Source organism: uncultured Kordia sp. (assembly GCF_947496985.1).
Classification (GTDB): domain Bacteria; phylum Bacteroidota; class Bacteroidia; order Flavobacteriales; family Flavobacteriaceae; genus Kordia.
This window is the reverse complement of the sequence record NZ_CANMEZ010000005.1, coordinates 85,908-102,170: the sequence shown is the minus strand read 5'-3', so window position 1 is coordinate 102,170 and position 16,263 is coordinate 85,908. Positions and strand designations below refer to the sequence as shown.

The window sequence follows — 16,263 nt, the reverse complement described above, 5'->3', positions numbered from 1 at the left end:
TGGTTAACTTTAGTAAAACGTAGTTATTGGAAACTCTTGGTTCCTCCGTTAGATTTTATGGGTTTAATTTTTCTTTTCTTTTTATACTCTTTAATCTCATTCCATTGTTTTTTGTCTACCATTTTCCAGTAGGCATCAAAAAATGTCCGATCATTTTTATTCTCTTTAATATAGTATCCGAAAAGTTCGATGAGTCGAAATCGAAGTGTGGAATTTTCCGCTAGCATATCGTTTCCATTTTCATCAAAAATCATCACAGAAGCGTATATTGTTTGTCTACTTTCTTCACCTCTTGTAACTACTGTAAACTTTTTATCGACATCATCAAGCAGTTTTACATTATTCCATATTAGGTTTGGATGACGTGAATTGTTATCAGGAAATGCTACTTTATGCCACTTTCCAAAACGATCAAACATTACTTTTTTGGTGTATGATGCACTGTGTACGCATCTGTATTTTACTTCATTGATATAAAGTGTATCATTATTTACAACGGAAGCAAAATTATCCATAATGATTTGTGAATAATCGTTTTTCAAAATTTGTTGACAAGAAGCTTTTGCAGACAAGCGTTTGTAGTCTTGTATGACTTTTTGCGTTGTGATTTCAATGTCTGATACTAAAACTCGATGTTGATATAGGAATTGAATAACACCATAGTCAGATTCAAAAACTTTCTCATTAAACGTCAAGTCTTTTTTTATCGCAAAAAAATAAAATCGTGTAGTGTAATACAAAAACTGATTAATTTCATTATGTTTTTTTTGCGTTGTGACTTTGATCAGTTTCTCATTTGTTTTCACATCATATAGCAAAAATCTATACTTGCTCTTTCTTTCTATTTTTAAATACGGTTTACCATCAATAAATGCAATATCATCTTTGATTTCAATATGTTGGGCAGTACTAAAATGTATACTAAAAATGATGAGTATAATGCTAAGATACTTTTTCAATGGTATTGATTTTAATTTGTGATAGAAATATACAACATTTTACGTACGTTAATTATGATGAATTACATTTTCTTTATGAAATAAATTCTTTCGGAATACTGCTGGTTTTTTATCGTTTAACAACTCCAATTCTCCTTTTTCTTTGATCAATTCTTCGAAATGTTTCTCACGTTGTTCGTATTGTGACTTATTTGCGTAGGTTGTAATCAACATGAGATGAAAAGGCGCTTCTTCGGAATAAGTAGTTTCCATGATTTCATAAGAAGCTATATAGTTTTTCTTCAATGCCATTTGGCGTAACACTTTCCAGTTTTGCTCGTAGTAATAAATAGTCTCTGCTTTGTTTCCATCTATAATTTGAACAAAATCTATGGTAGATATTCGTTCATCTTTTTGTGCAAATGAAAATTGCGTAAAAATGATTAAAAGGAGAAATAGTATCTTTTTCATGTTTATTGATTGTATTATAGTTCATTGAGCCTAGTAAAGGCATAAAGTACGTCATTCTGAACTTGATTCAGAGTGGCGAATTATTATATGACAAAAACAGATTTCTAAAAAAAGATACAAAAAAAGCGACTTTAAAAGTCGCTTTTTTTTAGTTGTTTAACATTTCCCATAGTTTATCTTTTAGTTCCATAATGCCTTGTTGGGCAACGGAAGAGATAAACATATATGGAATGTTTAAATCTTTATCGAGTTCTGCACTCATTTCTTCCATGAGTTCATCATCTAGCATGTCTGACTTAGAAATCGCAATGAAACGTTCTTTATCGAGCATTTCTGGATTGTATTTTTTTAATTCGTTTAGTAGAATATCGTATTCTTTAGAAATATCTGCGCTATCGGCAGGAATTAAGAAAAGTAAGGTTGAGTTACGCTCAATATGTCTTAGGAAGTAATGTCCTAATCCTTTTCCTTCAGAAGCTCCTTCTATAATTCCCGGAATATCTGCCATGACAAATGATTTGTAATCTCTGTATTCTACAATTCCTAAGTTTGGTTTTAAAGTTGTAAACTCGTAATCTCCAATTTTAGGTTTTGCTGATGTAATTACAGAAAGTAAGGTTGATTTTCCAGCATTTGGAAATCCTACTAAACCAACATCTGCTAATACTTTTAATTCTAATAGAATGTCTTTTTCTTCACCCGGAATTCCAGGTTGCGCATAACGTGGTGTTTGATTTATTGACGATTTGAAATGCCAGTTTCCACGTCCACCTTTTCCGCCTTTTGCAATGATACGTTCTTCATCATGTGCTGTGATTTCAAAAAGAATGTTATTTGTTTCTGTATCACGTACCACAGTTCCCAACGGAACATCTAAATACACATCTTGTCCATCAGCACCTGTGCTCCTATTTGAACTTCCATGACTTCCATGTTCTGCTTTGTGATGTCTTTTTAATTTAAAGTGGTATAATGTCCAAAGGTTTTGATTTCCTCTAAGAATAATATGTCCTCCACGTCCGCCATCGCCACCATCTGGTCCACCTTTCGCGTTGTATTTTTCACGTAATAAATGCATTGATCCTTTTCCTCCGTTTCCAGAAGTTATGTGCATTTTTACATAGTCTACAAAATTTCCATCTGTCATTGTATCATTATTTTAGTTCGCTACACGAGTTCACGCTGCGAAAGTACTTCTATTTTGTCTTCAATTGCAGTCCAAAGTGCAATTCTGTGCTGTAAAGCTTGTTTACTTATTGCAATACAATCTTCCCACTTCTGAGCGTCTGTACCACACAATTCTTCTATCATTTGTAAGGCTAGTGGTCCGTGTTCATCGCCATCAAGCTCAATATGTCTTTCTAAATAATAGATAAACTTATCTAAGTTTAGATCAATACTTTTTTGATCAATTCCTTTGACCATTTCCAAAAACATATTTGGAATTAAATCTTCTCGTCCAAATGTAAATACTGCAGCAATTTTATGTACTTCTTTTGTAGCAATTACAGCAAATGTAAAATTTACAAAATCTTGTACTGCTTTTGGTGCTTTTACTGCGATGAGACTTTCAGCTATGCTTTCACCTTCTGAAATATACGTAATACATTCTGAAATCATTTTTGTATTAGCTTCAGAAGCTTCCATTGCTTCTACATACATTTCATAGTGACTTAATGGTTTTCCATTTTTGTCAATATCACTTTCTTCTCCAAAAACGATTTCGTTGATAAATCGTCTTGTGACAGGATTCCCTTTTGGAATCCAAGGTAATTCTGTTTGTGTTAAGTGTATTTGCAAAGCTTTTAATAGTGACATAAAATCAAATACTGCAAACACATGATATTCCATAAATGTATTCAACGCATCTATAGAATTCACTTTGTTATATAAAGAATGTGCCACTATTTGTTGTTGTAGTGGCGCCAATTCTTGTTGTAAGTTTTGTATGTATAATTGAGAATTATAATGCATCTATAACTTTGCTTATTCGTGTTGTAATTTCTTCTATACTTCCAATACCGTTTACACTATAAAACTTATTTTGTTTTTTGTAATAGTCGATTAATGGTGCTGTTTTTTGATTGTACTCTTCAAAACGATTTCTAATTTTTTCTACATCCTGATCATCTGTACGTCCACTACTCTTTCCACGTTCTATCAATCGTTCGATTAACGTTTCATCATGTGCTTCTAAAGCTATTGTTGCAGAAATTGTCCATCCTTTCGTTTCTAGAAAAGCATCCAATGCTTCTGATTGTGCAGTTGTTCTTGGGAAACCATCAAAAATAAAACCATTTGCTTCTGGGTTTTTCTCAACTTCCGCTTGTAACATGTTAATCGTTACTTCATCAGGCACTAAATCTCCTTTGTCCATGTACGACTTTGCTAAAAGTCCTAATTCTGTTCCATTTTTGATGTTATATCTAAATACATCTCCAGTAGAAATATGTACTAAATTGTACTGTTCTTTTATAAAATCTGCCTGTGTTCCTTTTCCTGCTCCGGGTTTACCGAATAAAATTAAATTAATCATGTTGTGTGTGTGTAATTGATAAACTTCGGGTAAGTTTCTTCCTAATTCGTCATAGTCTAATCCGTAACCTACAATGAATTTGTTAGGAATTTCCATTCCGATATAATCTATTTTGTGTTGTTTTGTGTATGCTTCAGGCTTAAAGAATAACGTTCCAATCTTGAATTGTTTTACTTTTTTTGCCTTGAATATTTTGTGTAATTCTTCTAGCGTGTTTCCTGTATCTATAATGTCTTCTAATACGACAACAGTCCTTCCTTCAATGTCTTGAGATAAGCCAATGAGTTCTTTAATGTCACCTGTTGAAGCTGTTCCATGATAGGAAGATAGTTTTATGAAACTCATTTCGCATGGAAATGGATATGCTTTCATAAAATCTGAAAAAAACATAAATACGCCGTTCAAGATTCCAATAAAGATTGGTTGTTCATCTTTGAGGTCATTTGCTATTTCATTGGCCATTCTAGCGACAGCTTCCTGAATTTGAGCTTCAGTAATGAATTTCTTGAAATATTTATCGTGTAATTTAATCACGTTTTCTAAGCACTTTTTTGATAAAATCACTTTTTTTGATGTGTTCAAAAAAGTAGAATTTTATACGTTGATGTCTCTTAAATAATGATACTTTATCATTTTGAAAGGTGCAAAGATACAAATTGATTTATGAATAACGTTTTACGAGTTTACTTTTACCGTTTTAGATTTGTACTTTTGTTCAAAATATGTAATTCATGAATTATTTTTCCTCCAATTTTAAGCTAGGAATTCTTGGTGGTGGCCAATTAGGCAAAATGCTATTGTATACCACTAGAAAGTTTGACATTTACACTAAAGTTTTAGATCCAAATGCGGAAGCACCTTGTAAAATAGCGTGTAATGATTTTCATCAAGGTGATTTGATGGATTTTGATACTGTATATAATTTTGGCAAGAATGTAGATGTACTCACCTTTGAAATTGAACATGTAAATGTAGATGCTTTAGAAAAGCTTGAAGAAGAAGGCGTACAAGTATATCCGTCTGCAAAAACATTACGTACAATTCAGAATAAAGGAATTCAGAAGCTTTTTTATCAAAAAAATCAGATTCCTACTGCTCCTTTTTCAATTTATATGTCATTGGAAGAATTGATTCATAGTGTAGAAAATGAAGTAATTTCAATTCCTTTTGTTTGGAAAAGCACACAGTTTGGCTATGACGGAACTGGCGTAAAAGTAATTCGTTCAATTGAAGATTTAGAAAATGTACCTAATGTGGAGTGCATGTGTGAAGAATTGATTGATTTTAAGAATGAACTAGCGGTTATTGTTGCCCGAAACGCTTCAGGCGATATGAAAACGTATCCTGTGGTAGAAATGGAGTTTCACCCAGAAGCAAACCAGGTGGAATATGTAATTTGTCCGGCAAGAATTTCTGAGGATATTCAAGCAAAAGCGAGACAAGTAGCATTACAGGTTTCGGAAGCATTACAACATACAGGAATTTTAGCCGTAGAGATGTTTCAAACACAAGATGATGAAATTATTGTAAATGAAGTTGCGCCAAGACCTCATAATAGTGGACATTATAGTATTGAAGCTAGTTATACATGTCAATTTGAACAACATATCCGTGCAATTTTAAATCTTCCTTTAGGAAATACGGAAAGTAAAGTAGCTGGAATTATGGTGAATTTGGTTGGTGCAGAAGGTCATACTGGCGATGTTGTGTATGAAAATATTGAAAAAATTATGCAGCTAGAAGGTGTTACACCACATATTTATGGAAAGAAACAAACGCGTCCTTTCCGTAAAATGGGACATGTAACTATTGTAAATAAAAATGTAGCAGAAGCCAGAAAGGTAGCTGCAACAGTAAAACAAACAATCAACGTAATTAGTAAGTAATATGGCAAAAGTGGGAATTATTATGGGAAGTACAAGTGATCTTCCTGTAATGCAAGAAGCAATTGATATTTTAAAGGGTTTTGATATAGAAATTGAAGTAGATATTGTTTCTGCACACAGAACTCCTGAGAAGTTATTTGATTATGGTAAAAACGCACATACACGTGGCATTAGTGTTATTATTGCAGGTGCTGGCGGTGCTGCACATTTACCAGGTATGGTAGCATCTTTATCTCCATTACCTGTAATTGGTGTTCCTGTAAAATCGAGGAATTCTATTGATGGTTGGGATTCTGTATTATCTATTTTGCAAATGCCTGGCGGCGTTCCTGTAGCAACTGTTGCGTTGGATGGCGCTAAAAATGCTGGAATATTGGCAGCACAAATTATTGGAACTTCTGATGCATGTGTATTAGATAAGATTATGGTGTATAAAGAAGGCTTGAAACAGAAAGTAATTAATTCCGCTAAGGAAATCTCTAAATAGAAAAAAGCCGCTTTAAAAGCGGCTTTTTTTGTATCATACAAACCATTAAAAATAAAACTAACCTACCATATTATTAATCATTTTTTACCCCAAAAACATATTTGGATAAATAAGTTTGTAATGATGACTCAAAAGTATTGTATTGATCATTATTTGCACTTTTGAAACTGCTATAAATTCGTTTTCTCGTTTAAATGCACTAACTATTCGATGAAAGACATTTCTATCAAAGAAATACATATTTATACTTCATGTAAAAACCAAAAAACCCTTTAAACTTTCATTTAAAGGGTTTACATCAACCAATCCATTTTAATTACTATACAGTGTAATAGGGCTATCAACATTGTACATGTGTCAAGTAGGTTACATATATTTTGTTATTATGAAAAAAACTATCTCTACTAAATCAACAGGACAAAATTCTTAATTCTCTGATAATTTGAACAATAGCGGATTGTATTTCTACCAAGAATCGATGAAATACAAAAAATAATCGACAGAATGTGTCTTATTGTGTTATTTTACAAGCTTATTGACACTCACAGCGCCTGAAATGTCTGTACAACGTAAAATATAAATACCTTTTACCAAGCTATTTACAGTTATTTCATTTGCAAAATCAGTGGTTATGATACGTTTACCAGATATATTGAAGAGTTCTACAGTTTTAAAATTTGTTTGTTTTGTATGTATGGTGAGTAAATCATTTGTAAAATACGCATGCAAACTTGTTAAGTTTTTATGAATATCTTCAACACCTAATGACGCTCTACGATCCAATTTTAGAAAGAAACGATTATTAAATTCACCAACCATTCCTGTAAACGAATAGTTTGTTTGGCGTAAATCTGTAAATAGACCTTCATATCTATCTTCTAAAATAATGTCAAAATCAGGATCTAAGAATTCTGCATCAATAGATAAAGTGTAAGTCTCGGCTGCTGTAAGTTCGTATCCTAGAGGAACTTCAACATCATGTCCTGCCAATTCTGGCAAGGCTTGAATGGAAAGTTTTGTAGTTCCTAACATTGAATAGAATTCTAAAACCGCTCCATCGTTGATAAAAGTACCATCAAATCCATCATCATAATTTATAGTTCCGCCTGGAATAAACCCTAAAAGAATTGTCATAAAAGAACCATTTCCAGATAAACGTAATGAAATACGTCCATCAGTGGAACTATCTTCAGGTGTAATAAGTTGATTGTTATTGCCTCCTTGCGACCTATTTTGTCCGTAAGATATAACGGAAAGGCTTATCAATAGTAGTGTAAAGAATAATTTTGTTTTCATGATAAGAAGATTTAGCTAGCTTTCTTAAACTCTTCTAGTGCAATTATAAACAAAATATTAATTCAACACACTACTACTAATTAATTCTTTTTTAAGACTTTAAAATTTTCTTCACTACAGTGATACCATTTTCAGTAACCAATTTCACAATATAGACACCTTTCGATAATTGAGGAATTGCTATTGCATTCTTATAATCACGTTGAATGATTTGCTTTCCAGAAATATCATATAGTGTAATTGTTTCAAAATCTGTACGATCTGTAATCGTACGTAATTCATTATCTTTAATCAATACATTTGTTTGTTCATTTGCTAAAGCAATATCTTCTACATCTAATGTACTTCTACTGTGAATATTTAGAAAGAAGCGATCATTTTCTTCTACCGGACTTGTTGTAAATGTATATGAAACTTGTCTTAAGTCTGTAAATGTTCCATTATATCTATCTTCTAAAATAATATCAAAATCAGGGTTTAAATATTCAGCGTCAATTTGAATTGTATATGTTGCACTTGCTAATACTTGATATCCTAAAGGAATTTCAACATTAGAGTTTGCAAGTTCTGGTAATGCCTGAATAGACATTTTACTATCGCCAACATATGAATAAAATTCTAAGCTAGAACCTTCATTTATAAAAGCTCCATCATATCTTTCATCATATCCATTTGTTCCTTCAGGAATAAACCCTAGTAATTGTGTCGCGTATACACCATTTCCGTGCATGCGAAGTGATAACCTGCCATCTGTTTGGCTATTACTAGACGTATTTGCTGTTTCTGGTGTATATGCTCCTGTACTATTTGGTCTAAAGAATTGATCGTTATTTGCAACTACTCTTTGTGTATTTTTAAACGTAACTACACCGCCTCCACTTTTTGCTTGTACAGCAAAACCTTGTGCTGTTCCTATGTTTCCGTCTGCCGCTCCTAGCGGGTTAGAACCTGTACTATTATACTCAATATAATCAGATGCTAAATTGTCTCCAATTGGTGCTTCTGTTTGCCTCCAATAGTATACTGTTCCTTCAATAACATCAGCATTGTCGCTTTGAAAAGTTTCCCAGTCTAGTGCAGAAGGATATGGATTTCCAATAATATTATATCCAGACTCTCCCGAATTTGGATCTGTAGTATAATATACATTTTCAACAATATCTCCGTTATTTACCGTTCCTGTGTAAATTGCTGTTCGTACATTGTAATGATTTGCTCTAAGTGCATAACCTCTTCCTACTTCCATTTCTGTATGATCGCTACCCCAAGACGCATTTGTTGCTGACGCATTCCAATAATACTTATATCCACCTACACTTGGAAAAATAGTTGTAATTGTTGTGCTAGCTTCATCAACTGGTGTAGACCAGTACGAATAGAAATATCTGTTTATATAATCAGGTGAATCACGTTTTACAGTATAACTACCTGTTCCTTCTACAACTTTATTTTTACGTGCAATAAAAGCTCCATCATTTTCTATAGTAACTGTTCCATTGTTTGTCATGTCATAATGAACATCTAATGTTGCACCTGCATTTACCGTAACAGATGCAGTTGCGTTTATTGTAAGCTCTCCAACTTCAATATGCGATGTTAATATTGGATAATTTGTAGAGCTTTGAATAATTACAGATTCTAATCTTGTAGCATCTGGAGCAATTCCTCCAACCCAGTTGCTTGCTGTTGTCCAACTTGAAGTTGCAGCGGTTGCTGACCAAGTAATTACAGTTTTATTGTTTGACTCAACCTCAACTGCATTATCACTACTATTTAAATATGTTAGTTCATCTCCATCCAATGCCGCTACTAAATCATTAGTTCCAACTGTTGAAATTAAAACATCTTTGTTGTCATCGATTTCTGTTGCTGTTCGCACATCATTCCATAATCTGAATCCCCAAACATTTCCTTGAAAATAGTATTCATCACCTCCATTATCGTTTGTAATCGTTCCGAAACAATATTCTGATAATCCTGATGTTGTCCATGTACTACATGTTGGAAAACGCAAATTTTCATTTTTATATCCTATACGTAGTGAATTATGTCCTCCAACTTGAAAGCCTGATAACTCTGTTTGTAAAGTTCCATTCAAATACCATTTCAATGCTGTATTTGCTGTAGTAGTCATAGGATTTGTTGTTGCATTCCCTGCTAATGCATTGTCAAAAACCAATGCAAAATGGTACCAAGTATTAGCCGAGATTGCTTTTCTATAAAACGTTCCTTGCCAATTTGGTGTATAATCAGCTCTGTTATAGGATCCCATAATTAGATAACCATTTTCTACATAAGCAATCACCGCTCGCGTTCCACCTCCTTCTTTAAAGATCATCTGCCTTGCACTCGTAGAGGTGATTTTAAAATACATCTCGTATGTTCTATTGTTGGTCGTAGTACTGTTTATATTTGTTGTGTTTGGTACTGTTATAAAATCATCAACACCATCTAGGTAGTAACCATCATTTGGTGGTTGCGCCGTCATAGCGGTAATAAATAGTAGGAATAAAATTAATATTGTAAACTTTTTCATAATCAGGGCGATTTTAATATTGTATACGTAAATTCTATATCTTTGGTTTTTTAATCGTAAATACAGAGAAAAATTTGTTTATATAAAACTATACGTTCGGTGTAAAATAACTTTTTCTTACAAAGATAAAAATTCAATTTCGACAAAAAGCACAAATAGACCGATAAAATGAACATTTTAAATACCAATTTTCCTACAAAACACACAACTGCTCCTTTTTCTAAAATTAATGTAACTGACTTTATTCCTGCAATAGAAGAAGAAATAGTCCGTACTAAAGAAGAAATTAATCGAATAACTAATAATACAAGTCTTCCTACATTTGAGAATACAATTGAAAAACTAGAATATTCTGGGCAACAATTGGATAGAATTACAAGTATATTTTTCAACTTAAATTCTGCAGAAACTAATGAAACTATTCAGAAGTTAGCACAAGAGATTTCTCCAAAATTAACTGAGTTTTCAAATGATATTACATTAAATGAAGATTTATTTAAAAGAGTGAAACATGTGTATGAAAACAGTGAAAATTTAGCATTATCAACTGAACAAAAAACATTACTCGATAAAAAATTTAAAGGGTTTTCTAGAAATGGTGCCAACCTACCCGAAGATAAAAAGGAACAACTTCGTGAAATTGATAAAAAACTTTCAAAATTAAGTTTGACTTTTGGTGAAAATGTACTCGCTGAAACGAATAAATTTAAATTACACTTAACGGATGAAAAAGACGTTGCAGGAATTCCTAATGGAGCTTTAGAAGCCGCTAAAGCTATTGCTAAAAGCGAAAACGAAGAAGGCTGGATTTTCACTTTGGATTATCCAAGTTATATTCCTTTTATGAAATATGCTGACAACCGAGAATTGCGACAACAAATGGCAACTGCTTTTGGTTCTAAATCTTTTAAAGATGATGAATTGGATAACAAAGCCAATGTGTTAAAAATTGCAAAATTACGTCATGAGCGTGCTAATTTATTAGGTTATAAAACACATGCACATTTTGTATTAGAAGAACGTATGGCAGAAACACCTGAAAAAGTAATCTCTTTTTTAAATGAATTGCTAGAAAAAGCAAAACCAGCTGCCGAACGTGAGTTTCAACAATTATCAAACTTTGCTAAAAAGCTAGACGGAATTGAGCAATTACAAAGTTGGGATAGCTCCTATTATTCAGAAAAATTAAAGCAAGAATTATTCAATTTGGATGATGAAAAACTAAAACCATATTTTAAACTTGAAAATATAATTGAAGGCGCATTTACAGTTGCCAATAAACTATTTGACTTACGTTTTGAGCAAGTTTTTGATATTGACACTTATCATGAAGATGTAAAGACATATGAAGTATATGATAGTCAAAACAATTTCGTTTCTGTATTTTACGCAGATTTCCATCCGAGAAAAGGAAAACGAAATGGAGCTTGGATGACTTCTTATAAATCACAGCAACGAAAAGACGGAAAGGTAGAACGTCCGCATGTTTCTATTGTCTGCAATTTTACAAAACCAACAGCTTCAAAACCCTCATTACTAACATTTAATGAAGTTACAACTTTATTTCACGAATTTGGTCATGCATTACACGGAATGCTTGCAGATACAACCTATCCGAGCTTAAGCGGAACGTCTGTATTTTGGGACTTTGTTGAATTGCCAAGTCAAGTATTAGAAAATTGGTGTTATGAAGCAGAAGCGTTAGCCATTTTTGCCAGACATTATGAAACAGATGAAGTGATTCCGATGGAATTTATTGAAAAAATAAAAGCGTCTGCAACTTTCTTAGAAGGAATGGCAACAATGCGCCAACTAAGTTTTGGATTGCTCGATATGAGTTGGCACGGAATTGACCCAACTGCTATTACTGACTTAAAAGCGCATGAACAAGCTGCTTTTGAAAATACCCGATTGTTCCCAAAGAATCCAAAAACGGCAATGAGTACTGCGTTTTCTCATATATTTCAAGGTGGATATTCTTCTGGGTATTACAGTTACAAATGGGCAGAAGTATTGGATGCTGATGCATTCGAATATTTTAAAGAGAATGGCATTTTTAGTAAAGAAATTGCTTCAAAATTTGCAACACATGTATTATCTAAAGGTGGAACAGAACATCCAATGACTTTGTACAAACGTTTCCGTGGAGAAGCTCCAAAACCAGATGCCTTATTAAAACGTGCTGGTTTATTAGTTGATTAAAAAATTATATCAAACACTCAAAACATAGAATTATGCGTTATATCTTCATTTTGCTTTTTCTATGTTTTGGGTGTAAAAATACTTCTGATAAGAAAACCACTAACACTTCTATTCAAGATACTAAAGAAGTTCGCTATTTCAGTTTTATAGATTCTATTCAAAAGTATACTATTAATGATCCTTTTCGCGTTTGGCAATATCATAAAAATGGTAGATTGCTCTCTAAAGAAGAGTTTGAAGCCTTACAACTACAGCGTATTTTTATAACCTATGACGCTTCTTTAGAATATCGTTTTTTGGCAAACTTGAATCCTTCAAATAAGTATAAAACATTTGTCTTTGGCACATCTGACAATACAACGTTTGGATCAACGCACTTGGCTACTTATGATTCAAACTACAATTTAATAAGCCATATACCTGTAGATCATCACGGTAAAAAAGGCGGTTCTGTCATGAAAACATTCATGGAAGGAAATTCATTGTTTGTTGAGAATACAAGGCATGATACAGCGCTAGAATTTATTATTCGCGAAAGCGGAAAAATTGAAAAGAGTACAAAACCTGTAACGTTTAAACATTATCGTTATTTAGGCAAGTTTAAAGGATATCTTCATGAAATGCCCAAACGAATAGTAAAAGCAAAAAGTGGTTTATTAATTCGTGATGTCGAAGGAAAACAGATTGGTAAAGTGAATTATGGTAATCCTGTATATATAATTGATTACACCAAAGATTCTACGACTGTAAAAGATAATGGAAACACTCTTAAGGCACCAAAAGCTAGGATTATACTTGACCCAAAAAAAGTAACACAAGGAAAAGACTTTCATATTGAGTCTGCTAATATTGGCTACATTTTTTCAGGATTTTTGTATGATGATTATGCTGTAAAATATGAAGCAAGTTTTCCATATGAGTATGAATATTTAAAAATAGGCAACAATCCAGGAGACGAAAACGCTAGTATTGATCTTAAAGAACTGTTTGAAATTAAACGCATAGATTTCAATACTTACAAACACAAAATCATTAAGAAGCCAACAGTATTTCCAACTAATACAATTACATATAAAAAAGGAAAAGTACTTACCTTGCCTTTTGAAAACGGAAAGAAACGTGTTTTAAAAGACACAACATACAATTCTGAATATAATCCTACTAGAACATTCAATGTATCATTTCACGAAGCGTTTCCAACTGCTTATATGGTTAATGAAAGTATGTTTTTTATGGATGAGAAGTATGTCGTTTTAAGTAAAAAAACGGGAGATACATTGCATACATTTAATGGATATCCATACATTTCGCCTTCAAAAAAATATAGTGTAGCCATTTTTCACGACTTCGAATGTATGCAGCAAACCTATATGGTTGTTAACAAACTCAAAGACAAAAACTACCAACATTACATATCATTACAAACAAATTCTTGGTCATATCCATTCAAATTGAATGAAAACAATATGCTTTTGGACGAATTTTCCATGCATTGGATTTCGGACACTGAATTCATAATCTATGCTAAAAATCCTGAAGAATGTTATATAGACAATGCAACTGACTACTTCTACTTAAAGTACAAAATCAAGTAAAATTTCATAAAAAATGAAAATAAACTTTCAATAAGTTTTGAAAGTTTAAAAATTATCATACATTTGTACTATGAATTACAAAGAAGCAAAAGATAAGTTTATACAAACATGGGGATCGTTAGGAACCTTATGGGGAATTAATAAAGCAATGGCTCAAATTCATGCTTTACTTTTTATTTCTCCAGAGCCATTATCGATGGAAGATGTAATGGAAGAATTGCACATTTCAAGAGGAAATACTAGCATGAACTTACGTCAATTAATTGATTGGGGAATTGTATACAAAACGTCAAAAGTAGGTGAACGAAAAGAGTACTTCACTTCAGAGAAAGACATTAACGAGCTCGCAAAGCAAATTGCTCGCGAACGTAGTAGAAGAGAAATTCAACCTACGTTAAAAGTACTAAAAGAAGTAAGTAGTATTGAAGATGATGGCACAGATAAAGTGAAAGAATTTATCAAACAAACGAAAGCGCTTCACGAGTTAGCATCAACGGCAGATTCTATTATGAATCGAGTTGTAAATCAAGAGTCGAATTGGTTGACAAAAACCTTCATGAAGCTCTTAAAATAGTATACGAAAGGAATTCATTTTCCTTTTTTATTTCAATAAAAGTTTCATAAATTACTGAAAGTTTAAAATATACAATAGTTATGAAAGACATTTATCACATTAACAAAATTTTCTATATCATCACCGTTGGGTTGTACATTACAGTCATTTATGGCTTGTTGATGCAATTTCTACTTGGTTGTTTACAAGTATTACTTTTTTCAATTTTGATTTTTAATTTTTCAAAGCATCCAAAAGTTTTACAGAAACATTTAATTATTTATGGAGTAATTACAGGTTTGTATCTCATGTTTTACTTTTCGCACAACCATTTTTCAATTGTACACTTTAAACAAAAATGGACATCACTGGTGTTAATTCCTATGAGTCTTGGAACGTATTTCACATACATTGTATATCAACTAAAAAACGCTAAAAATCAAAAAACCGTATGCTTACAAAACGAAGGGAATTGATATTCCTTTTTTATTTCAAAACATGTTTCAAAAATTACTGAAAGTTTAAAAATATAATCACATGAAATTCATTTATTACACCAACAACACCATTTACGGATTAACGCTTTTAGGATATTTAACCATCATTTTAGGTTTGTACATGCAAATTCTTCTTGGAGTTATTCAAATCCTGTTTTTCTTAGTACTACTATTCAATTATGACAAATTTTCCAAAAACATAAAAGATCATTTAAGTATTTACGGAACAACAATACTTCTGTACTTCATATTCATTCTATATATGAAAAACAATATATATCCAGAATATGGAATATTGATTAGCATATTAATTCCTATGACAATAGGAACCTATTTTACCTATATCGTATCACAACTTAAACAACAAGTATTATGAAAAATCTATGTCTTCTCTCCTATTTAAAAAAGGAATTCAAAACATCACCTTCAAACAAAGAACAAGTAATTGATTTTTATAATGAAGCGACCGAAGACTATCGTTTTTGGAGTAACGATTTAAACATGCACTTTGGATATTTTGTACCATTTAAAACCTGTGTATTTAAGCGTGATGGTATGCTAAATGAAATGAATAAAGAAGTATTTGAACGTTTACATATTACTGATAAAAAGAAACACATTGTAGATTTAGGTTGTGGAATGGGCGCTTCTATCCGTTATGGACTTTCAAAGTATCCAAACCTAGCTGTTACAGGTTTGACAATTTCTCCTTTTCAGGTTGAAAAAGGAAACGAATTGTTAAACACCGAACGCGGAACTATTTTAAATAGAGATTATCGTAATACATTCTTTCAAGAAAATTCTTTTGATGGAGCAATGGCAATTGAAAGTCTATGTCATTCGGGTTGTAGTACAGATGCATTAGAAGAAACACATCGTATTCTAAAACCTGGTTCCACATTTGTAATCGCTGATGCCTTTACTAAAAAGGATTTTAACGACATGAATCCGTTAGCAAAATATACCTATAAAGGTTTATGCGAATCCTGGAATTTACAAAACTTAGGAAATGTAAATCGTGTCAAAGCTGACTTAGAACGAATTGGCTTCAAAGATGTAAAAGTTCAAAATATATGGTACAGAGTTGCACCTTCTGTATTACATGTTCCTTTTACAATAAGCGGTTTTATCTTAAAAAAACTTTTCAAAAAAGAACCACTAAAGTCAGAAAGTATCAAAAACTTAAAAGGTTCATTCTTTGCATTATTATCTAGCTTAAGCTTAACAAACTTTGGATATTATATCATTACAGCTAAAAAGTAATCT

At 32.2% G+C, this 16,263-nt stretch carries 15 protein-coding genes; 8 read left to right on the top strand and 7 right to left on the bottom strand.

Annotation, left to right across the window (positions count from 1 at the left end; translation table 11 throughout):
* Window positions 1-23 precede the first annotated feature (23 nt).
* The 5 genes from Q0828_RS14290 to Q0828_RS14270 all read right to left on the bottom strand — a co-directional run bounded on the left by Q0828_RS14290 (window position 24) and on the right by Q0828_RS14270 (window position 4,479).
* Window positions 24-959, bottom strand: coding sequence for a hypothetical protein (locus Q0828_RS14290; RefSeq protein ID WP_298422290.1), 936 nt, complete (start codon window positions 957-959; stop codon window positions 24-26).
* A 48-nt stretch (window positions 960-1,007) separates the two neighbouring features.
* A complete protein-coding gene (locus Q0828_RS14285; RefSeq protein ID WP_298422287.1) occupies window positions 1,008-1,409 on the bottom strand; it encodes a hypothetical protein in 402 nt (133 codons plus the stop codon).
* Window positions 1,410-1,557: 148 nt separating this feature from the next.
* The gene (gene obgE, locus Q0828_RS14280) at window positions 1,558-2,556 is read right to left on the bottom strand and encodes a GTPase ObgE (protein WP_298422285.1); all 999 of its coding nucleotides are present in this window, start codon (window positions 2,554-2,556) and stop codon (window positions 1,558-1,560) included.
* A gap of 20 nt (window positions 2,557-2,576) precedes the next feature.
* On the bottom strand, window positions 2,577-3,383 hold the full coding sequence (locus Q0828_RS14275; RefSeq protein WP_298422282.1) for a DUF3050 domain-containing protein: 807 nt from the start codon (window positions 3,381-3,383) through the stop codon (window positions 2,577-2,579).
* Window positions 3,373-4,479 carry an adenylate kinase gene (locus Q0828_RS14270; protein ID WP_298422949.1) on the bottom strand — a complete coding sequence of 369 codons (1,107 nt, stop codon included), beginning with the start codon at window positions 4,477-4,479 and terminating at the stop codon, window positions 3,373-3,375. The genes Q0828_RS14275 and Q0828_RS14270 overlap by 11 nt, the downstream gene beginning before the upstream one ends.
* Window positions 4,480-4,676: 197 nt before the next feature.
* Here Q0828_RS14270 and Q0828_RS14265 point away from each other — a divergent pair, with 197 nt between their 5' ends.
* Complete coding sequence (locus tag Q0828_RS14265) at window positions 4,677-5,831, top strand: 5-(carboxyamino)imidazole ribonucleotide synthase (RefSeq protein ID WP_298422279.1); 1,155 nt, start codon at window positions 4,677-4,679, stop codon at window positions 5,829-5,831.
* A gap of 1 nt (window position 5,832) precedes the next feature.
* A complete protein-coding gene (purE, locus tag Q0828_RS14260; RefSeq protein WP_298422276.1) occupies window positions 5,833-6,318 on the top strand; it encodes a 5-(carboxyamino)imidazole ribonucleotide mutase in 486 nt (161 codons plus the stop codon).
* Between the two features lie 519 nt (window positions 6,319-6,837).
* Here purE and Q0828_RS14255 read toward each other — a convergent pair.
* Together Q0828_RS14255 and Q0828_RS14250 are read right to left on the bottom strand one after the other, a co-directional pair.
* The gene (locus Q0828_RS14255; RefSeq protein ID WP_298422273.1) at window positions 6,838-7,614 is read right to left on the bottom strand and encodes a T9SS type A sorting domain-containing protein; all 777 of its coding nucleotides are present in this window, start codon (window positions 7,612-7,614) and stop codon (window positions 6,838-6,840) included.
* A 91-nt stretch (window positions 7,615-7,705) separates the two neighbouring features.
* Window positions 7,706-10,150, bottom strand: a complete 2,445-nt coding sequence (locus Q0828_RS14250) for a T9SS type A sorting domain-containing protein (RefSeq protein ID WP_298422270.1) — start codon at window positions 10,148-10,150, stop codon at window positions 7,706-7,708.
* 168 nt (window positions 10,151-10,318) lie between these two features.
* Here Q0828_RS14250 and Q0828_RS14245 point away from each other — a divergent pair, with 168 nt between their 5' ends.
* The 6 genes from Q0828_RS14245 (at window position 10,319) to Q0828_RS14220 (ending at window position 16,260) form a co-directional block, all read left to right on the top strand.
* Window positions 10,319-12,352: a M3 family metallopeptidase gene (locus tag Q0828_RS14245; protein ID WP_298422267.1), complete on the top strand. Its 2,034-nt coding sequence runs from the start codon at window positions 10,319-10,321 to the stop codon at window positions 12,350-12,352.
* A gap of 32 nt (window positions 12,353-12,384) precedes the next feature.
* Complete coding sequence (locus tag Q0828_RS14240; RefSeq protein WP_298422264.1) at window positions 12,385-13,947, top strand: hypothetical protein; 1,563 nt, start codon at window positions 12,385-12,387, stop codon at window positions 13,945-13,947.
* A gap of 70 nt (window positions 13,948-14,017) precedes the next feature.
* Window positions 14,018-14,521: a MarR family transcriptional regulator gene (locus Q0828_RS14235; protein ID WP_298422261.1), complete on the top strand. Its 504-nt coding sequence runs from the start codon at window positions 14,018-14,020 to the stop codon at window positions 14,519-14,521.
* Between the two features lie 80 nt (window positions 14,522-14,601).
* Complete coding sequence (locus Q0828_RS14230; protein ID WP_298422259.1) at window positions 14,602-14,976, top strand: hypothetical protein; 375 nt, start codon at window positions 14,602-14,604, stop codon at window positions 14,974-14,976.
* Between the two features lie 61 nt (window positions 14,977-15,037).
* A complete protein-coding gene (locus Q0828_RS14225) occupies window positions 15,038-15,373 on the top strand; it encodes a hypothetical protein (protein ID WP_298422257.1) in 336 nt (111 codons plus the stop codon).
* Window positions 15,370-16,260: a class I SAM-dependent methyltransferase gene (locus Q0828_RS14220; protein ID WP_298422255.1), complete on the top strand. Its 891-nt coding sequence runs from the start codon at window positions 15,370-15,372 to the stop codon at window positions 16,258-16,260. Before Q0828_RS14225 ends, Q0828_RS14220 begins: the two co-directional genes overlap by 4 nt.
* Window positions 16,261-16,263 lie beyond the last annotated feature (3 nt).